Below are 21,266 nucleotides of genomic sequence, written 5' to 3'. Positions count from 1 at the left end.
GATCGGGAAAAAGGCCAGTTTGCCAGCCCCCGCAGGAGCTGGCAAACGGCCGGTCATGGTCCTCGATTCGAAACGGTTCAAACGCTCTTGCTGCTGGCATCCGTCGCCGGCTGGAACTGGCCGATCATCCGCAGCGCATCCAGCATCCGCTGGTTGAAGCTGGTGAAGCTGCCCACCTGGGCCGGATCGCTCTGGCCACGGGCCGCCAGCACCGCCGGCGTCAGCGCCTGCTGCTGGGATGCCGGCAGCAGAGAATCCGCCTGCTGCTGCACCTGATCCAGCTTGGGCAGGTAGTCGGCCAGCGGCTTGAGCATCTCCTGCAGGGAGTGCGCCCCCTGATAGGTCTGGCTCAGCTTGAGGCTCTGCTTGAGCTTGAGCGAATAGGAGGCCAGCTGGCTGTCATCCAGCTTCAGCTCGCCCGCCTTCTTCAACAGGTCGTCGAAATTGCCGGAGAAGAAGCTGCCGGCCAGATCGTCGATCCCCTTGACCAGCTTGCCGATGGAGTCCATCTCCTCGCTGCTCAGGTTGCCCTCCAGCGAGAAGCTGAAGCTCTGGCTCGACTTGAGGCTGAACTGGCTGCCGCTGTCATCCTTCTGGGACTTGGTCTGCCAGCTGTCGTTGAAGCGCAGCACCACCTTGTCGCCATCCTTGGTCTGGATCTCCAGCGAGCCCTGCTGGCGGCTGGCCATCTCGGCCTGCCCCATGTCGGTGGTGGAGACCTTGCCGAAGAACTCCTTCTCGAACTGGTCGAGCCCCTCCTGGATCAGCTTGTAGCTCTGATCCATGCCGGTCTTGATGTCTTCGTTGTCCGCCCAGTCGCCAAGCTGTTTCCTGGCGTCACCAAAGCCCTTGTCCACCCCCTTGCGGGCCTGCTCCATCATGCCGGTCAGGCTGTCGTCCGACTTGCCGTCGGCCCGGGCAGCCCCCAGCCGGCCGGTGACGAACTGCAGCACGTTGTCGGCCACCGACTGAAAGTCGAACAGGGTATCCGGGGTCACCGCCTCCGGCTGATCCTGTGCCTTGGGCGCCTTGTAGCCCTGGCCGTTGATCTCCAGCGCGAACTGCAGCGCCTGCTGCACCAGCACTTGCGCCCATTTCGGCGCCTTGTGCAACGAGACTTCATCCTCGTTGTTGGTCTGCTTTGATTCCGCCTGCTGGGGCGATTTGGGAGCAACACCCACTCCCTTGGGTTGGGCCGCGCCCACTCCGTCGATCTGCATAATGTGTCCTCCCACCATGCCTGTAGATCAGCTATCGGCCTGACTGCACACTTCTTGACCACAAAATGCTGGACAATCCGCAGCGGCCTTTTAAAATCGGGCCCCTTTGGGTGGCCGCAGGCTTCCCCCGATTTCGTCCCGGCCAGACCGGTGTGCATGTGAGGTAAATCATGACCCAATCCCAGCAGGTTTCCGCCGACCCGGCGCCCCTTCGAACCCCGGCCGACTATCAGGCCCAGCTCGACGAGAAGCGCGAGCGCCTCTGCGGGTTGTTTGCCGACTTCACCCTGCCTGCGCTGGAAGTGCACGCCTCCCCCGCCGAACACTACCGGATGCGCGCCGAGTTTCGCATCTGGCACGACGGTGACGACCTGTACCACTGCATGTATGCGCCGGCCACCAAGGAGATCATCCGGGTCGACCAGTTCCCCACCGCCAGCCGCCTCATCAACCAGCTGATGCCGGTGCTGCTGGAGGGGCTGCGCCCGCACCCCGTGCTGCGCCGCAAGCTGTTCCAGATCGACTACCTCTCCACCCAGTCCGGCCAGATCTGCGTCAGCCTGCTCTACCACCGCAAGCTGGAGAGCGAGTGGCAGCAGGCCGCCGAGGCGCTGCAGGCCGACCTGCGGGCTCAGGGGTTCGAGCTGCAGCTGATTGGCCGCGCCCACAAGCAGAAAATCTGCCTGGGGGAGGAGTTCGTCATCGAACGGTTGAATGTGCAAGGCCGCGAGCTGATCTACAAGCAGGTGGAAAACAGCTTCACCCAACCCAACGCCGCCATCAACGAACAGATGCTGGGCTGGGCGCTGGACGTGACCAGGGGGAGCGAGGGTGACCTGCTGGAGCTCTACTGCGGTAACGGCAACTTCTCCATCGCGCTGGCGCAGAACTTTAGCAAGGTGCTGGCCACCGAGATCGCCAAGCCGAGCGTGGATTCCGCCCAGTTCAACATCGCCGCCAACGGCGTCGACAACCTGATCATCCTGCGCATGTCGGCCGAGGAGTTCACCATGGCGATGCGCGGCGAGCGGGAGTTCAACCGCCTCAAGGGGGTGGATCTCTCCGCCTACCAGTGCAACACCATCTTCGTCGACCCGCCCCGGGCCGGCCTCGACGACGCCACCGTCAAGCTGGTGCAGGATTACGACAACATCCTCTACATCTCCTGCAACCCCGAGACCCTGCAGGCCAACATGGCGGTGCTGGGCGAAACCCACGAGATCGCCCGCTTCGCCCTGTTCGATCAGTTCCCCTGGACTCACCATATGGAAGCCGGCGTCTATCTCAAGCGCAAGGCGGGTTGATGCCACAGGGGAGAGCACGTCGCCCTGTCCGAACCACTTCCCCCTGGGTTCACGACATGGAAGCCGGGGTCTATCTCAAACGCAAGGCGGGTTGATGCCGCCGGGGCAGAGCCCCCGCTTGACCAGCAAGACAAGACAGGGCCCGCGGGCCCTGTTTGATTATTTATCCCAGTGCATGGGGCGGCCGGAGCCGCTATGCTGGCGGCACGCGCATCCGCGCCACAGTCTGGGTGTCATGCCGCCATGCAACGCATTCTTTTTGTTGAAGATGATCCCGAGATAGGCCAGCTCATCAGCAGCTGGCTGGCCCGCCACGACATGGAAGTGCTGCTGGAGCCGAGGGGCGATCGGGCGCTGGCCAGGGTCGAGGCCGAGCAGCCGGACCTGGTGCTGCTCGACATCATGCTGCCGGGTCAGGATGGTCTCTCCCTGTGCCGGGATCTGCGCCCGCGCTTTGCCGGCCCCATCGTCATGCTCACCTCCCTCGACAGCGACATGAACCAGATCCTGAGCCTGGAGCTGGGGGCCAACGACTACATCCTCAAGACCACGCCGCCCCCCGTGCTGCTGGCCCGGCTGCGGGTCCAGTTCCGCCAGCAGGGGCAACAGGCCCCGCAGCCCGTGGTCGCCGGTACGCCGCCCCAGCGCCTGCAGTTCGGCCGGTTGCAGATCGACGGGCCGGGCCGGGACGTGCGCCTCGACGGCGACAGTATTCCCCTCTCCACCGCCGATTTCGATCTCTTGTGGGAGTTGGCCTGCCACGCCGGCCAGATCCTGGGTCGCGAGGCGCTGTTTCGCAGCCTGCGCGGTCGTGACTACGACGGCCAGGATCGCAGCATGGACGTGGCCATCTCCCGTCTGCGCCGCAAGCTGGGGGATGACACCAGCAACCCGACCCGCATCAAGACGGTGCGCCAGAAAGGTTATCTACTGGTACCCCAGGCCTGGGAATAAGCCCCGCCGAATGACCTTGATGCTCTCTGCTCCCTTCTCCCCTTGCGGGAGAAGGGTTGGGGATGAGGGGGCAACAAGGCAATGCCCAGACGCAATCCAGGCAAGAGGAGAGCCCGATGCGACGCCTGTTTATCCAGTTCTATCTGCTGCTGATCGGCTGTTTCACCCTGGCCATCCTGCTGGTCGGCATGGTCTATCAGGTCACCGCCGAGCGGGCGGGAGATCGCTATCTGGAGCGGATGATGCAGGGCTCTCTCGGCCTGCTCACCGGCGAGCTGGCCCGCTTGCCGGCCGAACACTGGCCCGCCCGCATGGCGGAGCAGAGCCGCCAGCTCACCCTGCCGCTGCAGATCGGCGCCCTCGCCAACCAACCGCTGGCCAGCGAGGATCAGGCCTTCCTGGAGGCGGGCAACATCGTCATCGTCGAGGAGGATGACACCTTCCTGCAGCGCATTCCGGGCACCGATCAGGTGCTGATCGTCGGCCCCGTCCCCTATCTCTCCTACCTGCACGAGCTGCACTGGGTCGACGTGGGGCTGCTGCTGGCCATCGGCCTCTCGCTGGGGCTGCCGATCCTGCTCTGGCTGCGCCCGCACTGGCGCGGCCTGCAGCAGCTCGAACAGACCGCCCGCCGGGTCGGCGACGGCGATCTCTCCTGCCGCACCCGTTTGCCGCCCGGCAGCAGCCTGGGCCGGGTCGGCCGCACCTTCGACCAGATGACCGAGCAGCTGCAGGCCATGCTGGCCAGCCGCAAGCAGCTGACCGACGCCATCGCCCACGAGCTGCGCACCCCGCTGGTGCGGCTGCGCTATCGGCTCGCCATGCTGGATCCCGCCCCCTCGACCGACGAGCAGCAGGGGCTGGAGCGGGATCTCGGCGCGCTGGACGCCCTCATCGAGGAGATGCTCACCTACGCCAGGCTCGATCGCCCCGAGCTGCCGCTGCAGTGCAGCGAGCTGGAGCTCGGCAGCTGGGCCGGCAGCCGCCTCGCCGACTGGCAGGCGCTGCGACCGGACAAACGGCTCGACTTTGTGCGCCCAGCCATGGCCCTGCCCTGGCGCGGCGACATCCGCCTGCTCGATCGGGCGCTGGAGAACCTCATCGGCAACGCCCTGCGCCACGCCGCCGGCCGGGTGACCCTCAGCATGACGCGCCAGCAGGATCACTATCTGCTGGAGGTGGCCGACGACGGCGCCGGCATCGATCCCGCGCTGGCGCCGCAGATCTTCGAGCCCTTCGTGCGGCTGGATCAGAGCCGCGACCGACGCACCGGCGGCGCCGGGCTGGGGCTGGCCATCGTGCGCAGCATAGCCCGCCACCACGGCGGCGAGGTGCAGCTGTTGCCGAGCAACAGCGGTGCCCGTTTCTGCCTGATGCTGCCTGTACATTTGGATACAAACCGTCACCAGTCACTCACTGAACCACAGGCGGAACAGCCCTAGGATGAAGTCATGGAGAAACGCTCCATGTCATCAACCCGAATGAGGAACTGGAATATGAACAAGCTGATCCCCCTGAGCCTGGCTGCTGTCTTCGCCCTGACCTCCGGCTTCACCATGGCTGCCACCCCGACCAAGGCTGCCGCTCCCCAGGCTACCCAGACCAAGGTCGTGAAAAAACACCACAAGGCTGCCCACGCCAAAGCGCCGGCCGTCAAGGTTGCTCCCAAGACCAAGTAATCGACCAGCAAGCTTCCCGTAATAAAAAGGGGCCCCGACATGGGGCCCCTTCTGTTTTCTGCACGCTTGCCGTGACTCAGCCCAGCATGTAGTCCGCCGGCAGGGCGATGCGGGCAACGCCGGATTCCACCGCCGCCAGCGCCACGGCGCGGGCGACGCGCGGCAGCAGACGGGCATCCATCGGCTTGGGAATGACGTAATCCTTGCCGAAGGCCAGCTCGCTGACGCCGGCGGCGGTCAGCACCTCGGCCGGTACCGGCTCCTTGGCCAGACCACGGATCGCCTCGACCGCCGCAATCTTCATGGCATCGTTGATGCGGCTGGCACGGGCGTCGAGGGCGCCGCGGAAGATGAAGGGGAAGCAGAGCACGTTGTTGATCTGGTTCGGGTAGTCGGAGCGACCGGTCCCCATGATGAGGTCACCACGTACCCCGTGGGCCAGCGCCGGCTTGATCTCGGGGTCCGGGTTGGAGCAGGCGAAGATCACCGGGTTGGCGGCCATCAGCGCTACCGCCTCGGCAGGCAGCACGTCCGGGCCGGAGACGCCGACGAAGACGTCAGCCCCGTCCATCACCTCCATCAGGGTGCGCAGAGGGGTGTCGTTGGCGAAGCGCTGCTTGTACTGGTTGAGATCGGTGCGACCGCTGTGGATGACGCCCTGACGATCCAGCATGAAGATGTTGTGGGGCTTGGCGCCACACTTGATCAGCAGGTCCATGCAGGCGGTGGCGGCGGCGCCGGCCCCCATGCAGACGATGCGGCTGTCGCCAATCTGCTTGCCCTGCACTTCCAGCGCGTTGAGCAGGCCGGCGGCGGTGACGATGGCGGTGCCGTGCTGGTCATCGTGGAACACCGGAATGTCGCAGCGCTCGATCAGCGCCTGTTCAATCTCGAAGCACTCGGGGGCCTTGATGTCTTCCAGGTTGATGCCACCGAAGGTGTCGGCGATGGCGGCGACCGTGTCGATGAACTGGGCACTGGTGTCGTGCTTCACCTCGATGTCGATGGCATCGATGCCGGCAAAGCGCTTGAACAGCAGGGCCTTGCCCTCCATCACCGGCTTGGAGGCCAGCGGGCCCAGATTGCCCAGCCCCAGGATGGCGGTGCCGTTGGAGATGACGGCCACCAGGTTGCCCTTGCCGGTATAACGGTAGGCATCGGCCGGGTTGGCGGCGATCTCGCGCACCGGCTCGGCGACGCCCGGGCTGTAGGCCAGTGCCAGATCGCGGGCGGTCTCGGCGGGCTTGGTGAGGGCGATGGCGATTTTGCCCGGCACGGGCTGGGCGTGATAGTCGAGTGCCTGTTGGCGGAGATCGTGCTGCTGATCGGACATGGGGGACCCCGATACGGTAGTGAATGAGTGGTGCATTGGCTCGCCCACGGGCGAGGGCTGGGGATCATAAAGAAAACCACCGGGCTTTCACAGAGGAAAGTATCGCCAACCCGCCAATGACAAGCCAGTAATTAGCATGTCATACCACTTACCACTACCTATTTAGTTATAGATATGGTTTCAATCCATGACGGGGATTCCCGCCCTGGCCTCCGCCTTCCGGGCGATCGCCTCCGTCATCCCCTGGAAGATGAAGAGGTGGAACGGCAGCATGGCGAGCCAGTAGGCCAGCCCCCAGGCCCCCTGCGGATGCCAGTGGGCCGTCACCTTGAGCCGGGTCAGCCCCGACTCCTCCGGCAGTATGTTGAACTCCAGCCGACCGACACCGGGGGCCCGCATGTTGAACAGCAGATCCAGCCTGCGCCCCTCGTCCACCCCGAGGATCTGCCAGGAGTCCAGCATGTCCCCCTTCACGAAGCGATCCGGGTTGGTGCGACCGCGGGTCAGCGCCGGGCCGCCGATCAGGTGATCCATCCATTCGCGCACCACCCACAGCTGGTTCATGTAGAAGTAGCGCTGCTCGCCCCCCAGCTGCTGCAGTTCCTGCCACACCACCTCCGGCGAGGCGAGACTGAGGGCATCGCCGCTGGCGGTGCGGTCATAGAAGCCGTACTCGGGATGACGCCAGCGCAGGCCGAGCGGGGTATCCTCCCCCTGCTGTTCGGCGCCGAGCCGCTGCTCCAGAGAGAGGCTCTCGGCCAGCGCCTCGTCGAAGCTGAGCAGGGTTTGCGGCAGCAGAGCCCGCAACGGGCCGTCGTCGGCCGGGATGTCGTGCTTGAGGCCGCCCACCAGCGCCTTGGCCACAGGTTGCGGCACCGAGGTCACAAACTGCAGCCACCAGGCGGAGAGGCGCGGGCTCAGGAAGGGGATGGGAATGATGGGGCAGCGCTTGCCGATATGGGCGGCGAACTTCTGCAACTGCTGCTGATAGCTGAGCAGCTCCGGGCCGGCGGCGTTGAAGATCTGGCCGTCCACCCCTTCGGCCTCCACCAGCCCGCCCAGATAGTGCAGCAGGTTGGACAGTGCAATCGGCGGCGTGCGCGAGCGCACCCACTTGGGGGTCACCATCAGCGGCAGGTTGAACACCAGATCCCGCATCACCTCGAACGCCGCCGAGCCGGGGCCAATGATGATGCCGGCGCGCAGCTCCACCGTCGGCACGCCGGCGCCCCGAAACAGCTCACCACAGTGACGGCGGGAGTTGAGATGGCGGCTGTTGCAGGGTTCGGGCTGGATGGCGCCGAGATAGATGATGCGGCGCACCCCGGCGGCGCGGGCGGCGGCGGCGAAGTTCTTCACCCCCTGCTGCTCCAGCCGGTGAAAGTCGGCCCCCGCCCCCATGGCGTGCACCAGATAGAAGACGGTGTCGATGCCTGCCAGCGCAGGCAGCAGGGTGATGGGCTTGAGGCTGTCGGCGAGGCGAAACTCCACCCCGGGCGGCAACCGGCAGGGGCGCCGCGCCCCGGCAATCACCCGATAACCCAGCTCCTGCAGATGGGGCACCAGGTAAGAACCTATGTAACCCGCCGCCCCCATCACCAGACAATTCCTCATTCACTCGCTCCTGCTCTGCATCCCTCGTCAACCACACCACCATAGGGCAAAGCGGGCCCTGACAGAACGCCGACCAATAAAAAAGGCGCCCAGTGGGCGCCTTTTTCAGAATTCTTCAGAAGTAAAATTACTTCTTGGTGGTCATCGCACCGAAACGCTTGTTGAACTTGTCTACGCGGCCGCCGCTAGAAACTTCTTTCTGCTTGCCGGTGTAGAACGGGTGGCACTCGGAGCACACGTCCAGGTTCAGATCTTTACCAACGGTAGAGAAAGTGTTGATGACGTTACCGCAAGAGCACTTGGCGGTGATGGCTACGTAGTCAGGGTGGATACCAGCTTTCATGGACAACCTCAAAGTAATAGGCCGTGTCGCCATCCGATCTTCTGTCGGACACCACACGATTGTTGAACACAGTTTCAAAGGCTGCGAATAATATAGGAAATGCCTGAGATCAGGCAAGTGGCTTCGCAGAAAAAATAGGCAATCTCTGGTGAATTCTTCCCAAACGCTGGATCTGGTTCGTGTGGCTGTGCCGGTGCCGTTACGCCGTCATTTCGACTATCTCTCCCCCCTGCCCTTGCCTACCCCCGGCTGCCGGGTCGAGATCCCGTTCGGCCCGCAAACCCTGGTCGGACTGGTGGTGGATCACCCGGCCGAGAGCCAGGTGCCGCGCAACAAGCTCAAACCCATCAAGCGGGTATTGGATGCGGCGCCAGTGCTGGGGCCGGATATCCTGGCACTGATGAACTGGAGTGCCAGCTATTACCAGCACCCGCTGGGGGAGGTGCTGCCCCACGCCCTGCCGGTGCTGGTGCGCAAGGGGGAGCCCGCCGCCTATCGCGAGCTGGAGTTCTGGTTCGCCACCGAGGCCGGCATGGCGGTCGATCTCAACGAGCTCAAGCGGGCGGCCAAGCAGCAGCAGGCGCTCGCCTTGCTGCGCAAGGGGCCGCAGACCCCCTCCGCCCTCAAGCAGGAGGAGATCCAGAGTGCAGCACTCAGCGCACTGGAGAAGAAGGGGCTGCTGGAGAAACGCTCGCTGGAGCCAAGCCATGAGGGTGACTGGGCCGCCCGCTTCGAGCCGGGCGAGGGGCTGCGTCTCAACGGCGAGCAGGCGCTGGCGGTCTCTGCCGTCACCAGCCAGAGCGACAGGTTCGGCGCCTTTTTGCTGGACGGCATCACCGGCTCCGGCAAGACCGAGGTTTACCTGAGCATCCTCGAGCCCCTGCTCAAGGCGGGCAAGCAGGCGCTGGTGATGGTGCCGGAGATAGGCCTCACCCCGCAGACCATCAACCGCTTTCGCCGCCGCTTCAACGTACCCGTGGTGGCGATGAACTCGGCCATGAACGATCGGGAGCGGCTCGACGCCTGGCTGGCCTGCCGCGACGGCGGTGCCGCCATCCTGATCGGCACCCGCTCCGCCGTGTTCACCCCGTTTCACGACCTCGGCATCATCATCATCGACGAGGAGCACGACGGCTCCTTCAAGCAGCAGGACGGCTTTCGCTACCACGCGCGGGATCTGGCGGTGATGCGCGCCCACCGTGCCGGCATTCCCATCCTGCTGGGCTCGGCCACCCCGTCGCTGGAGACGCTGCACAACGCCCGCAGCGGCAAGTATCACCACCTCAGCCTGACCCGGCGCGCCGGCAACGCCCAGACCGCCCGCCAGGTGATCCTGGACATCAAGAACGTGCGACTGCAGGCCGGCCTCTCCCCCCAGCTGGAGCAGCTGATGGCGGAGCATCTGGCGGCCGGCAACCAGGTGATGCTGTTTCTCAATCGCCGCGGCTATGCGCCGGCCCTGATCTGCCACCAGTGCGGCTGGAGTGCCGCCTGCGAGCGCTGCGACGCCTGGTACACCTGGCACCAGGCCGGGCGACGGCTGCACTGCCACCACTGCGACAGCGTGCGTCCGCTGCCCCACCACTGCCCCGAGTGTGGTAGCAACGAACTGATCGGCTCCGGGGTGGGCACCGAACAGCTGGAGCAGTTGCTCGGCACCGTGTTCCCGCAATATCCGGTGGTGCGCATCGATCGGGACAACACCCGTCGCAAGGGGGAGCTGGAGACCCACCTCGGCGACATCAAGGCGGGCAAGTACAAGATCCTGATCGGCACCCAGATGCTGGCCAAGGGCCACCACTTCCCGGATGTGACATTAGTGGGGCTGCTGGATGTGGATGGCGCCCTGTTCAGCGCCGATTTTCGCGCCGCCGAGAAGCTGGCCCAGCTCTACACCCAGGTGGCGGGCCGCGCCGGCCGCGCCAGCAAGCCGGGGCTGGTAGTGCTGCAGAGCCACCATCCCGAGCACGCCCTGCTGCAGGACCTGACCCAGAATGGCTACGGCCATTTCGCCGACACGGCGCTGAAGGAGCGCCGCCTGCTGGGGCTGCCCCCGTTCAGCTATCAGGGGCTGTTTCGGGCCGAGGCCAACGGCCGCGACGAGGTGCAGCTGTTCCTCGCCCGCCTCGCCGACACCCTGCGCAGCGCCCGCTACCCACATGTGCAGGTGCTGGGGCCCATCAGCGGCTTCATGGAGCGCAAGGCGGGCAAGTTCCGCATGCAGTTGCTGGTACAGGGGCCGAACCGGGCGCCACTGGCCCAGCTGCTGGATTGGGCGGTGAAGGAGCTGGAGGGGTGGCCCGAGACCAAGCGGGTACGCTGGAGCCTCGACATAGACCCCACCGAGCTGAATTGAGTCAGGTGCTGGTTGCTGAGGGTGAAGCGGTCATCAACGTGCAGCGTCAGCGACCGGGTTTGCCATGCGGGCGCAGGGTTCAGACCCGCAGGTCGACCTGCTGCACCCAGCCGCCCTTGCCCTGCTCGGTCACATAGAGGCCGGACTGGCGCAACACCCCCTGATTGCCGTTTTCCCCCAGATGGTTGAAGGGGGTGTCGAGGGGATGCAGCAGGATGGCACCTATCCCCAGCTCCACCAGGGCGATGGGGGACTGGTCCGGCTGCCAGAACTGCAGCGCAGAGAACTGGCTGTCCCGCTCGTCCAGCACCCCGTTGCCATCCTCATCCAGGGTCGCCAGCTCGCCAAAACCGTTGCCGGAGCGGGCGCCGAACAGCTCGCCGCCGTCATCTATGGTACCGTTGCCGTTGCGATCCAGCGCCACGAAGCCGCTCCCCTCACTCAGGCCGGGCAGGCTGTCCGCCTTGCCATCCTGATCGAGGTCGAAATTGACCCGGGCGTCGGTCAGGCCGGCGATTTTTCCATCCAGACTGAGCACCAGCGGATCCTTTAAGGCATTGAGGGTGGTACGGCGCTGGCTGATGTCGAGCTGACGCCAGTCCAGCACAAATCCAAGATCCAGCTGCAGGGTCTGGCCATCCTGGGTCTGCACATTCGCCGCCGCCACCACGTTGAGCTGCTCCTTTTGCAGCAGGCTGTCGGTCACCTCCACCAGCTGATCCGGCTCGGCAGCAGGCTGGGGCCCCTCACCCGTCGGGGCACTCACCCCCTCCGCGCCCTGCTCGGCCGGCTTGATGGGATCCGGCAGCTCTATCTTGTGGCCCAGCATGGCCTCGATCATCAGCTTGATGAGCCGCTGGCGATTGTCGAGCCCGTCGTTGGGCATGCCATCCTGTTCGCTCTTGCCGGTCTCGGTGGACTTGGCCGACGCCGGTTCAGGGGCACTCTGAGCCGCACCGGCGGCGCTGCGGCTGGCCATCTGCAGCGTCAGCAGGCTGCTGCGGGTGAAGGTGAGCTGGCTGCTGCCGCTGGCAGCAACGGGTGTAGAGTCCGCCGGCGCCGTGGCAGGGGACTGTACCTGGCTGGCTGGCGGCACGGGGCCGAGCCGGCGCACCTTGCGGGCCTGGGCCTGCTGTTGCTGGTATTGCACCTCCCCCTGGAGGTCGTAGTGATCGATGCGCATATCTTCGCCCTCGGCGCCATACATCTGGTCAGTTATCGACCAGCTGCCGGGGCGGGCTTAACACCGATTGGCTATATCAGCCGGCAGGCACCTCACCATCGGCACATAACAGCGCCAATGCCAGCAACCTTGCCTGCACCAGTGCCAGCGGTTGTTGATAGCTGTGCGCCATCACCACGGCCCCCTCCAGCAACAGGCAGATGCCGGTGGCTTGCGCCTCGTGGCAATCTAGCCTGGTGCAGACCCAATCCAGCAGCTCCTGCTTGTGCGCCACCACCAGCTTGCGAACCGGGTGACGGGGATCGGCAAACTCGGCGCTGGCGTTGATGAAGTTGCAGCCATAGAAGTCGCTGCGGCCAAACCACTCCCCGAAACCGTCGAACAGGGCGTGCAGGCGACTCTCCCGCCCTTCCTGCCCCTGCAGGCGCGCTTCCAGCAGGGCGAAGAACTCCCGCTCGCGGGACTGCAGCACCTCCTCGATCAGGGCATCCTTGGTGGGAAAATGGCGGTAGAGGGTGCGTTTGGTGCTGCCGGCCTCCGCCCAGATGCGGTCGATGCCGGTGGCGTGAAAGCCATGGCGGTTGAACAGACGGTAGGCCGTCTCCACCAGCTGCTGCCGTTTTTCGCTCATCGCGTTTTTCCCCTTGAAGTACACCGATCTGTCTACCTAATGTGCCTAATCACGGCTGACAAACCAAGAAGGAAACCGTGATGACGAGATGGTATGGCCCCTTGTGGGCAGGAGTGGGGGCGGCACTGGCGATAGGCGTGCTGGGCTGGTTGAACATCAGCTGGCATGCCGCCCTGATCATGGCGCCCTTCGGGGCCAGCTGCGTGTTGCTGTTTTCCCTGCCGACGAGCCCGCTGGCACGGCCGTGGAATGTGCTCGGCGGCCATCTGCTGACGGCCACCGTCGGCTTGCTGGTACAGGAGCTGCCCCTGCCATTGGAGCTGCAACTGGCTCTGGGCGTGGGGCTGGCCATCACGCTGATGCAGGGGCTGGATCTGATCCACCCGCCCGCCGGCGCCAACCCCCTGCTGGTGTTGATGACGGGGCAGCAGTGGCCCTTTCTGTGGCACACGGTACTGCCCGGCGCCCTGCTGCTGATCCTGCTGGGCTACGGCTTCCAGCGGGTCAAATGGCAGCGACGGCTTGGTACCGGCTGAACAGACGAGGGAGACCTGGGCCTCCCTCGTCGTTCATGCTGTCACTCTGGTCATTGCGCCTGCTGGGAGACCCCCTCCAGTCGCACTTCCACCCGCCGATCCGGTGCCAGACAGGCGATCAGCGCCGGTCTTGAGCCGCTGCTGCAGTTGTTGCCGGTGACCGGAGAGGACTTGCCGCGCCCCTCGACCCGCACCTTGTCGGCAAACAGCCCCTTGGCAATCAGATAGTCTGCCACGCTGCGGGCGCGCTGCTCGGAGAGCGCCTGGTTGTAGGCATCGGAGCCGATGCGATCGGTGTGGCCGATCACGGTTGCCACCCCGTCTTTCGGATTGGCCGCCACTATCTGGCTGAACAGGGCGTCGAGCGCCTGGCTTGCAGCCGGCTTCAGGGTCGCCTTGTTGAACTCGAACAGCACGTCCGAGCTCAGGCTGAAGGTCTTGGGCACCACCACCACGGCGGGAGCAGGCGCCGCCGCCGGGGCCGGTGCGGGAGCAGCCACTTCGCCGCCCTGCTGGCCGAAGCGATAGAGCATGGCGAAGGCCAGCAGGCCGTTGTCCATCTCGATGCCGGAACGATCGAGGGAGGTATCCCCGAGCGGGGTGGTGTACTGGTATTCGAGGCGGGCGGCCCAGTCACGGTCGATGGCGTATTCGGCCCCCAGCGCCCCGACGAACACGGCGCCATGCTTGTTGCCGGTATCCTTGATGAAGTCGGTGGCCGTCTGGGCCGACAACTCGCTGTTGGTCCAGGCGTAACCGCCGCCGATCCGGCCGTAGAGATCCAGCGCATCGTTGACCGGGAACCCTATCTTCATTGTGGTCTGGATCATCTGGCTCTTGGCTTCCCCTTCCACCCTCACCCCGCTCAATTCGCCGGACGAGGTGTACTTGCCGAACCAGTCATAACCGAATTCGAAGCCCAGGTTGGGGTTGAGCTGATAGCCGGCAAAGGCGCCCAGCCCGAGCGTATCCTTGCTGGTGCTGGTGTTTTGCAGCGCCCCCAGGGTGTCGGAGACGACCTGCTTCTGATCCACGTCGAAGAACTTGGACCAGCCGGCCTTGCCGCCGACGTACCAGGTGTTGTCCTGAGCGGCAGCCTGCACGGCCCCGCTGACGAGCAGGCCGCTGACCAGCACGGCAAGTATCGATTTGTTCATGGTAAAAGCCTCTGCAATGAGTCGTGATGGGCGCTCTTGCGCCTCTCTTCCCTGATGGGGCAAACCCGGCCCCGCCCATCAGGTTATCCCATCTGTTGTCAGCCTCAAATGACTTGGGACTCAAGAGTGTGAAGCGCCCGGCATTCCCGACCGCAAAACGCCCCATGCAGGGGTATTCGCGGATGCGCCGGCAGCACCATGAAAAAGGGAGGCCGATGGCCTCCCTCTTGCTGCTTGCAACGCACCTAGCTGGCCAGAAACAGCCGATAGGCGGGGTCATCGCTCACCTCTTTCCAGCCGTAGCCAATCTCGTGCAGGTAGTCGTGGAATGACGCAACGTCCTCGTCCGGCAGCTCGAAGGCACAGAGCACCCGGCCATAGTCAGCGCCGTGGTTGCGGTAGTGGAACAGGCTGATGTTCCAGCGACAGCCGAGGGTCTCGAGGAAACGCATCAGGGCGCCAGGCTGCTCCGGAAACTTGAAGCTGTAGAGACGTTCACCGAGGGGCCGGGCCGGGCGGCCGCCAATCATGTAGCGCACGTGGTTCTTGGCCAGCTCGCTCTCGGTCATGTTGACCACCGGATAGCCATTGCCACCGAGCTGATCGATGATCTGACCCAGCTCCTCGTCGCCGCCGCTGAGGCGCACCGAGACGAACAGCGAGGCCTGCTCCGCATCGGCGTAGCGGTAGTTGAACTCGGTCACCATTCGGGGCCCGAGCTGACGGCAGAAGTCGAGGAAGGCCCCCTTGCGCTCGGGGATGGTCACCGCCAGCATGCCCTCGCGCTTCTCGCCGATCTCGCAGCGCTCCGACACGTAGCGCAGGCTGTGGAAGTTGACGTTGGCGCCGGACAGGATGGCCGCCATCCGGCCACCCTTGACCTGCTCCCGCTCGCTGTAGGCCTTGAGACCCGCCAGGGACAGGGCGCCGGAGGGTTCGGCGATGGCGCGGCAGTCGTCGAAGATGTCCTTGAGCGCGGCGCAGATCTGGTCATTGGAAACGGTCACCACCTCGTCCAGATACTGGTTGCACAGGCGGAAGGTCTCCTCGCCGATGCGCTTGACCGCCACCCCGTCGGCAAACAGCGAGACTCGCTCCAAATTGACCGGCTCGCCAGCTTCCAGCGCGGCCTTGAGGCAGGCGGAGCCCTCCGCCTCCACCCCGATCACCTTCACATCCGGCAGCAGCTGCTTGATGTAGACCGCCACCCCGGCGGCCAGGCCGCCGCCACCCACCGGCACGAAGACGTGAGTGAGATGGGTATCCTGCTCCAGCAGCTCCTTGCCGATGGTGCCCTGCCCGGCGATCACCTCGACGTCGTCAAACGGCGGGATCAGGGTGTAGCCCTCCAACTCGGCGAGACGGCGGCTCTCGCCGTAGGCCTCGTCGAAGCTGTTGCCGAACAGCAGCACGTTGCCGCCCTGGCGGCGCACCGCATCGATCTTGATGTCCGGGGTGGTCTTGGGCATCACGATGATCGCCTTGATACCAAGCCTGGCGGCCGACAGGGCGACCCCCTGGGCATGGTTGCCGGCAGAGGCGGCGATGACGCCGCGCTCCTTCTGCTCCTGGGTCAGGGTGGCAATCTTGTGGTAGGCACCGCGCAGTTTGAAGGAGTGGACCGGTTGCAGATCCTCCCGCTTCAGACTGACGTGATTGCCGAGCCGCTCGGAGAGTTTTTTCAGGGTTTGCAAGGGGGTGACCCGCGCCGCCTCGTAGACGGGGGAGAGCAGCACCTTGCGTAGATAATCCGCCGCAGAGACCATGACTTATTCCCCCAACAGGGTGCGATCACGCACCGCGCCTTTATCTGCGCTGGTGGCGAACATGGCGTAGGCGCGCAGGGCAAAGGAGACCTGACGCTGGCGATCGAGCGGCTTCCAGCCACGGGCCTCGACGGCGACGCGGCGGGCAGCCAGCACGCTGTCGGCCACTTCCAGCACCATGCTGCGAGCCGGGATGTCGATGTTGATGATGTCGCCATCCTCCACCAGACCGATAGTGCCGCCGGAGGCTGCCTCCGGCGAGACATGACCGATGGAGAGACCCGAAGTGCCGCCGGAGAAGCGGCCGTCGGTGATCAGCGCACACGCCTTGCCGAGGCCCATGGATTTCAGATAAGTGGTGGGGTAGAGCATCTCCTGCATGCCGGGGCCCCCTTTCGGACCCTCGTAGCGGATCACCACTACTTCACCTGCCTGGACTGTGCCATCCAGAATGCCGGCGACCGCCGTGTCCTGGCTCTCGAATACCCGGGCCGGGCCACGGAAGGTGAGGTTCTCCTCGTCCACCCCGGCGGTCTTGACGATGGCACCATTCAGCGCCAGGTTGCCGGCGAGCACGGCGAGGCCGCCCTCCAGGCTGTAGGCGTTGTCCAGCGAACGGATGCAGCCCTCGGTGCGGTCCAGATCCAGCTCCGGCCAGCGGCAATCCTGGCTGAACGCCTTGGTGGTGCGGATGCCGGCCGGGCCGGCGCGGTAGAAGTCCACCACCTCCTGACTGGGCTGGCGGCTGACGTCATACTCGGCCAGCAGCTCCACCAGCGAGGTGCCCAGCACGTTGCGGGCGTCGCCGTGCACCAGACCCGCTTTCTCCAGCTGGCCCAGGATGGCGATGACGCCACCGGCGCGGTGCACGTCTTCCATGTGATATTTCTGGGTAGAGGGCGCCACCTTGCACAGCTGGGGCACCTTGCGCGACATGCGGTCGATGTCGGCCATGGTGAAGTCGACGCCCGCCTCCTGGGCCGCCGCCAGCAGGTGCAGCACGGTATTGGTGGAGCCGCCCATGGCGATGTCGAGCGCCATGGCATTCTCGAACGCCGCCTTGGTGGCGATGTTGCGCGGCAGGGCACTCGCATCATCTTGTTCATACCAGCGCTTGGCCAGGGTCACGATGCGCTGGCCCGCCAGCTTGAACAGCTGCTCGCGATCGCTGTGGGTCGCCAGCAGCGAGCCGTTGCCCGGTTGGGAGAGACCCAGCGCCTCGGTCAGACAGTTCATGGAGTTGGCGGTGAACATGCCGGAGCAGGAGCCGCAGGTGGGGCAGGCACTGCGCTCCACCTGTTCGCTCTGGGCGTCGGAGACCTTGGGGTCGGCGCCCTGGATCATGGCGTCCACCAGATCCAGCTTGATGATCTGGTCGGAGAGCTTGGTCTTGCCCGCTTCCATCGGGCCGCCGGAGACGAAGATCACCGGGATGTTGATGCGCAGGGCGGCCATCAGCATCCCCGGGGTGATCTTGTCGCAGTTGGAGATGCAGACCATGGCGTCTGCGCAGTGGGCGTTGACCATATACTCCACCGAGTCGGCAATCAGCTCGCGCGACGGCAGGGAGTAGAGCATGCCGCCGTGGCCCATGGCGATGCCGTCATCCACGGCGATGGTGTTGAACTCCTTGGCGACCCCGCCGGCGGCCTCGATCTCGCGGGCGACCAGCTGACCCAGATCCTTGAGGTGGACGTGGCCCGGTACGAACTGGGTGAAGGAGTTGACCACGGCGATGATGGGCTTGCCGAAATCCTGATCGGTCATGCCGGTGGCACGCCAGAGGGCGCGGGCCCCGGCCATGTTACGTCCGTGGGTGGTGGTGGCGGATCTCAACTTCGGCATTGTCTCTACTCCCTGAATGCCCAGCGGGCTCATTATCTTTGGAAATGAAAAAGTGACTCTCGGATCGGGAATCGATCCTGGTGAGGGCACCGCACTGTGCCCTGACCGGAAGCGACTCGGGGAGGCACATCGCCTCCCCTCATTTGTCAGTCAGCCACCGGCGTCAACCAGCCCCACTTGTCTTCGGTCTGGCCGTTGAACAGGCCGAAGAAGGCGTTCTGCATCTGCTCGGTCACCGTGCCGCGGCAACCGGCGCCCACCTGCATCCGATCGACGGAGCGCACCGGGGTCACCTCGGCCGCCGTGCCGGTCATGAAGATCTCGTCTGCGACGTAGAGCGCCTCGCGGGGCAACGCCTGCTCGCGCACCTCGTAACCCAGATCACGGGCCAGCGTCATGATGGTGTCGCGGGTGATGCCGGGCAGGATGGCCGCGGTAGCGGGCGGGGTAAACAGCACGCCGTTCTTCACCAGGAACAGGTTCTCCCCCGCCCCTTCGCTCAGGTAGCCGTTCACGTCCAGCGCCAGCCCCTCGGCGAAGCCGTTGCGCTTGGCCTCGCGGCTGATCAGCTGGGAAGAGAGGTAGTTGCCGCCCGCCTTGGCGCCGGTGGGAATGGTGTTGGGAGCGAGCCGGTTCCAGGAGGTGACACACACATCCACCCCGTTTTTCAGCCCCTCTTCCCCCAGATAGGCGCCCCAGGGAATGGCCGCAACGATCACGTCGGCCTTGGCATCCTTGGGAGGATGCAGGCCAAGGCCCACGTTACCTATGAAAGCCAGCGGGCGCAGGTAACCGCTTTTCAGGCCGTTCTCGCGCACCACGGTGCGGCAGGCCTCGTTGATCTCGGCCTCGTTGTAGGGAACCTCCATCCAGTAGATCTTGGCGGAATCGAACAGGCGGCGGGTGTGCTCCTGCAAACGGAAGATGCAGGTTCCCTTGGGAGTGTCGTAGGCACGCACCCCTTCGAACACCGAGGAGCCGTAGTGCAGGGCGTGGCTCATCACGTGCACCTGGGCATCCTGCCAGGGCACCAGTTTGCCGTTGAACCAGATGTATTGGGGATGAGTGGCGGATTGGGAAGGCTGTGACATTGGCTTGGCTCCTTAAGCTCTGATCCGGGGTTGCTGTTCCAGTGCATCGACCCGGGAGACGTCCACCAGCTTGACCAGCTGGCTCCACAACTGCTGGATGGGACGCACCGACTCGACAGTAACCGTGATCCGCAGTTGTTGGCAATCCTGCTCCATGTTGAGGGCGCAGAGGTTGAAACCGCGGTGGCGCACCACCCGCAGCACCCGCTCCATCACTTCGGGTCTGGGCTGGGCATGGATTTGCAAGGTATTGAACTGACTCATGGGCGTTGCTCCATCATCTGGTGGTTGGCGACTCCTGGCGGAACCAGGGGCCAGACGTTTTCTTCCTCTGAAATGGCCACATGCAGCAGATAGGCGCTCTCACTCGCCAGCAGGCGGTCAAGCGCAGGTGCGACCTCCTCCTTGCATGTGATGGTCTCGCCTGGGATGCCGAAGGCGGCGGCCAGGGCGACGAAATCGGGATTGTCGGAGAGGATGGTCTCGCTGTAGCGGCCGTCGAAGAACAGCTCCTGCCACTGGCGCACCATGCCGAGGCGCTGGTTGTCCAGCAGCACCATCTTCACCTTGAGCTGGGCCCGGCGGATGGTGCCAAGCTCCTGCACGTTCATCATGAAAGAGCCGTCGCCGCTCACCAGCACCACCTCATCTTCGGGGCGCGACATCTTGGCGCCGATGGCGGCGGGCAGACCGAAGCCCATGGTGCCGAGACCGGCGCTGGAGAGGTGGTTGCGCGGGCTGGTGAAGCGCATGTGCTGGGCCACCCACATCTGGTGCTGACCGACATCGCAGGCCACCACGCTGCTCTCCGGCAACCTGGCAGAAAGCTGCTTGAGCAGCGCCGGAGCATAGATGGGCTGGCCGGGATGGTCGTAACGAAAGGCGTACTCGCGGGCCATGTTCGCGCAGTGCTCACGCCATGGGTCGATGGAGAGGGACATGGCGAGACGCGGCAACACTTGTTTGAGATCCTGGGTGATGCCCACTTCGGCGGCGCGGCGCTTGCCAAACTCGGCGGCGTCCACATCCAGATGGATCACCTTGGCCTCGGGGGCGAACTCCTCCAGCTTGCCGGTCACCCGATCATCGAAACGAGCGCCCACCACCAGCAGCAGGTCACACTGCTGCACCGCATAGTTGGCGGCCTTGGTGCCGTGCATGCCGAGCATGCCGAGATAAACAGGGCTGTCGGGGTCGAGCGCGCCTATTCCCTTGAGGGTGGTGACTGCAGGCATGCCGGTGGCGACGGCAAAGTCGCGCAGCTGCTGCTCGGCATTGGCCATGCCCACCCCGCCGCCGACGTAGAGCACCGGGCGCTCGGCGGCGGCCAGCAGGGAGCGAGCGGCCGTCAGCTCGGCCGGATTGAGATGCTCGGGCTCCGCTACCGCAAACAGCGGGCTCTGGGTCGGCGCTTTGGTCAGTTGAACATTGGCCAGTTGCACGTCCTTGGGCAGATCGATCAGTACGGGGCCGGGGCGCCCCTCGCTGGCGATGGCGAAGGCCTCGGCGATCACCTGAGGCAAATCCGCCACGTCCGTCACCATAAAGGAGTGCTTGGTGCAGGAGAGAGACATACCGAGCACGTCCACTTCCTGGAACGCATCGGTCCCCACGGCGGCGCAGGGCACCTGACCGCTGATGGCCACCAGCGGTACCGAGTCGAGCAGCGCCTCCGCGAGGCCAGTCACCAGGTTGGTGGCACCCGGGCCCGAGGTGGCGATGCAGACCCCCACCTGACCGGAGGCGCGGGCATACCCCACCGCCGCCATGGCGGCCCCCTGCTCGTGGCGGCAGAGCTGGTGCGCCAGACCGCCGTCATACAGGGCATCGTAGACCGGCATGATGGCCCCGCCCGGGTAACCAAACACCTGGGTCACACCCTGTTTCTTGAGAGCCTGTACCAAAAACTGCGCGCCGTTCATCTGGAAAATCCTGTCCTTTGGTCGAAAAAAAACCCCCGGGCCGTGAGGCTCGGGGGTCGCTTGTTTCGTTCTGTCCGGTGGTGGGTCTATCCCTTGTTCCGTGCAGCTAAACGAGCCCCGAGCGGTGAGATAATAATCACCACTAGGACCACAATAATGCTGACGAAACGGGAGGCCATGTTCATAGTTACAACCGGAAATCCTGTGAAATTGGGGCGGTTTTTACCGCGAATGGCTATTAGAACTAGCACGGTGAATTTTATTGGGCAAGCGTTTTTTGCCTGACAAGACTCTGATTTTCACTGAGTCCAATCGCGTCAGTTGGAACAAAA

General features: G+C 64.8%; 18 protein-coding genes. 6 read left to right on the top strand and 12 right to left on the bottom strand.

What is annotated here, in order from left to right; genetic code table 11:
* Positions 1-77: 77 nt before the first annotated feature.
* Entirely contained in the window at positions 78-1,220 is a 1,143-nt protein-coding gene (locus AB5Y98_RS11040) for a DUF5610 domain-containing protein (RefSeq protein WP_279451938.1), read from the bottom strand.
* A 170-nt stretch (positions 1,221-1,390) separates the two neighbouring features.
* Between AB5Y98_RS11040 and trmA the strand changes: the two genes are divergently transcribed.
* The 4 genes from trmA (at position 1,391) to AB5Y98_RS11020 (ending at position 5,157) form a co-directional block, all read left to right on the top strand.
* Positions 1,391-2,524, top strand: coding sequence for a tRNA (uridine(54)-C5)-methyltransferase TrmA (trmA, locus tag AB5Y98_RS11035; protein WP_054543722.1), 1,134 nt, complete (start codon positions 1,391-1,393; stop codon positions 2,522-2,524).
* Positions 2,525-2,767: 243 nt separating this feature from the next.
* Positions 2,768-3,478: a two-component system response regulator RstA gene (gene rstA, locus AB5Y98_RS11030; protein WP_019840333.1), complete on the top strand. Its 711-nt coding sequence runs from the start codon at positions 2,768-2,770 to the stop codon at positions 3,476-3,478.
* 116 nt (positions 3,479-3,594) lie between these two features.
* Complete coding sequence (rstB, locus tag AB5Y98_RS11025; protein WP_368231904.1) at positions 3,595-4,920, top strand: two-component system sensor histidine kinase RstB; 1,326 nt, start codon at positions 3,595-3,597, stop codon at positions 4,918-4,920.
* Positions 4,921-4,974: 54 nt separating this feature from the next.
* Entirely contained in the window at positions 4,975-5,157 is a 183-nt protein-coding gene (locus AB5Y98_RS11020) for a hypothetical protein (protein ID WP_010635722.1), read from the top strand.
* 76 nt (positions 5,158-5,233) lie between these two features.
* Here AB5Y98_RS11020 and AB5Y98_RS11015 read toward each other — a convergent pair whose 3' ends face one another.
* From AB5Y98_RS11015 to rpmE, 3 genes are all read right to left on the bottom strand, one after another.
* Positions 5,234-6,490 (bottom strand): malic enzyme-like NAD(P)-binding protein, encoded by a 1,257-nt coding sequence (locus AB5Y98_RS11015; RefSeq protein WP_005306781.1) that lies wholly within the window; start codon positions 6,488-6,490, stop codon positions 5,234-5,236.
* A gap of 180 nt (positions 6,491-6,670) precedes the next feature.
* Positions 6,671-8,104 (bottom strand): DUF2867 domain-containing protein, encoded by a 1,434-nt coding sequence (locus tag AB5Y98_RS11010; protein ID WP_368231903.1) that lies wholly within the window; start codon positions 8,102-8,104, stop codon positions 6,671-6,673.
* Between the two features lie 127 nt (positions 8,105-8,231).
* Positions 8,232-8,447, bottom strand: coding sequence for a 50S ribosomal protein L31 (gene rpmE / locus AB5Y98_RS11005; RefSeq protein WP_005306787.1), 216 nt, complete (start codon positions 8,445-8,447; stop codon positions 8,232-8,234).
* Positions 8,448-8,595: 148 nt separating this feature from the next.
* Between rpmE and priA the strand changes: the two genes are divergently transcribed.
* Positions 8,596-10,803, top strand: a complete 2,208-nt coding sequence (gene priA / locus AB5Y98_RS11000) for a primosomal protein N' (RefSeq protein WP_368231902.1) — start codon at positions 8,596-8,598, stop codon at positions 10,801-10,803.
* Positions 10,804-10,882: 79 nt separating this feature from the next.
* Here priA and AB5Y98_RS10995 read toward each other — a convergent pair whose 3' ends face one another.
* Together AB5Y98_RS10995 and AB5Y98_RS10990 are read right to left on the bottom strand one after the other, a co-directional pair.
* Positions 10,883-12,010 (bottom strand): hypothetical protein, encoded by a 1,128-nt coding sequence (locus tag AB5Y98_RS10995; protein ID WP_368231901.1) that lies wholly within the window; start codon positions 12,008-12,010, stop codon positions 10,883-10,885.
* A gap of 52 nt (positions 12,011-12,062) precedes the next feature.
* Positions 12,063-12,617, bottom strand: coding sequence for a TetR/AcrR family transcriptional regulator (locus tag AB5Y98_RS10990; protein WP_368231900.1), 555 nt, complete (start codon positions 12,615-12,617; stop codon positions 12,063-12,065).
* A gap of 137 nt (positions 12,618-12,754) precedes the next feature.
* On the opposite strand from AB5Y98_RS10990, the gene AB5Y98_RS10985 reads away from it, so the two are divergent.
* Positions 12,755-13,153, top strand: a complete 399-nt coding sequence (locus AB5Y98_RS10985; protein WP_368231951.1) for an HPP family protein — start codon at positions 12,755-12,757, stop codon at positions 13,151-13,153.
* A 50-nt stretch (positions 13,154-13,203) separates the two neighbouring features.
* Here the strand turns inward: AB5Y98_RS10985 and ompA are convergent, their stop codons facing one another.
* The 6 genes from ompA to ilvG all read right to left on the bottom strand — a co-directional run bounded on the left by ompA (position 13,204) and on the right by ilvG (position 20,934).
* Positions 13,204-14,310: a porin OmpA gene (ompA, locus tag AB5Y98_RS10980; protein ID WP_368231899.1), complete on the bottom strand. Its 1,107-nt coding sequence runs from the start codon at positions 14,308-14,310 to the stop codon at positions 13,204-13,206.
* A gap of 245 nt (positions 14,311-14,555) precedes the next feature.
* Complete coding sequence (gene ilvA, locus AB5Y98_RS10975; RefSeq protein ID WP_368231898.1) at positions 14,556-16,076, bottom strand: threonine ammonia-lyase, biosynthetic; 1,521 nt, start codon at positions 16,074-16,076, stop codon at positions 14,556-14,558.
* A gap of 3 nt (positions 16,077-16,079) precedes the next feature.
* The gene (gene ilvD, locus AB5Y98_RS10970; protein ID WP_368231897.1) at positions 16,080-17,921 is read right to left on the bottom strand and encodes a dihydroxy-acid dehydratase; all 1,842 of its coding nucleotides are present in this window, start codon (positions 17,919-17,921) and stop codon (positions 16,080-16,082) included.
* A 146-nt stretch (positions 17,922-18,067) separates the two neighbouring features.
* On the bottom strand, positions 18,068-19,012 hold the full coding sequence (locus AB5Y98_RS10965; protein WP_368231896.1) for a branched-chain amino acid transaminase: 945 nt from the start codon (positions 19,010-19,012) through the stop codon (positions 18,068-18,070).
* 12 nt (positions 19,013-19,024) lie between these two features.
* Entirely contained in the window at positions 19,025-19,276 is a 252-nt protein-coding gene (ilvM, locus tag AB5Y98_RS10960; RefSeq protein WP_005306810.1) for an acetolactate synthase 2 small subunit, read from the bottom strand.
* A complete protein-coding gene (gene ilvG / locus AB5Y98_RS10955) occupies positions 19,273-20,934 on the bottom strand; it encodes an acetolactate synthase 2 catalytic subunit (protein WP_368231895.1) in 1,662 nt (553 codons plus the stop codon). Before ilvG ends, ilvM begins: the two co-directional genes overlap by 4 nt.
* Positions 20,935-21,266 lie beyond the last annotated feature (332 nt).

The organism is Aeromonas sp. s3 (assembly GCF_040907805.1).
GTDB lineage: Bacteria > Pseudomonadota > Gammaproteobacteria > Enterobacterales > Aeromonadaceae > Aeromonas > Aeromonas dhakensis.
The sequence above is the reverse complement of the archived record's forward strand: the minus strand, read 5'-3'. Positions and strand labels throughout refer to the sequence as shown.

Bases quoted from the DNA above. Each gene is read 5' to 3' on its own strand.
- AB5Y98_RS10965 (WP_368231896.1), bottom strand. From the start codon at position 19,012: ATGTCACAGCCTTCCCAATCCGCCACTCATCCCCAATACATCTGGTTC.
- ilvA (WP_368231898.1), bottom strand. From the start codon at position 16,076: ATGGTCTCTGCGGCGGATTATCTACGCAAGGTGCTGCTCTCCCCCGTC.
- AB5Y98_RS11010 (WP_368231903.1), bottom strand. From the start codon at position 8,104: ATGAGGAATTGTCTGGTGATGGGGGCGGCGGGTTACATAGGTTCTTAC.
- trmA (WP_054543722.1), top strand. From the start codon at position 1,391: ATGACCCAATCCCAGCAGGTTTCCGCCGACCCGGCGCCCCTTCGAACC.
- ompA (WP_368231899.1), bottom strand. From the start codon at position 14,310: ATGAACAAATCGATACTTGCCGTGCTGGTCAGCGGCCTGCTCGTCAGC.
- rstA (WP_019840333.1), top strand. From the start codon at position 2,768: ATGCAACGCATTCTTTTTGTTGAAGATGATCCCGAGATAGGCCAGCTC.
- ilvG (WP_368231895.1), bottom strand. From the start codon at position 20,934: ATGAACGGCGCGCAGTTTTTGGTACAGGCTCTCAAGAAACAGGGTGTG.
- ilvM (WP_005306810.1), bottom strand. From the start codon at position 19,276: ATGAGTCAGTTCAATACCTTGCAAATCCATGCCCAGCCCAGACCCGAA.
- AB5Y98_RS11020 (WP_010635722.1), top strand. From the start codon at position 4,975: ATGAACAAGCTGATCCCCCTGAGCCTGGCTGCTGTCTTCGCCCTGACC.
- AB5Y98_RS11015 (WP_005306781.1), bottom strand. From the start codon at position 6,490: ATGTCCGATCAGCAGCACGATCTCCGCCAACAGGCACTCGACTATCAC.
- ilvD (WP_368231897.1), bottom strand. From the start codon at position 17,921: ATGCCGAAGTTGAGATCCGCCACCACCACCCACGGACGTAACATGGCC.
- rpmE (WP_005306787.1), bottom strand. From the start codon at position 8,447: ATGAAAGCTGGTATCCACCCTGACTACGTAGCCATCACCGCCAAGTGC.
- AB5Y98_RS10995 (WP_368231901.1), bottom strand. From the start codon at position 12,010: ATGTATGGCGCCGAGGGCGAAGATATGCGCATCGATCACTACGACCTC.
- AB5Y98_RS10990 (WP_368231900.1), bottom strand. From the start codon at position 12,617: ATGAGCGAAAAACGGCAGCAGCTGGTGGAGACGGCCTACCGTCTGTTC.
- AB5Y98_RS11040 (WP_279451938.1), bottom strand. From the start codon at position 1,220: ATGCAGATCGACGGAGTGGGCGCGGCCCAACCCAAGGGAGTGGGTGTT.
- rstB (WP_368231904.1), top strand. From the start codon at position 3,595: ATGCGACGCCTGTTTATCCAGTTCTATCTGCTGCTGATCGGCTGTTTC.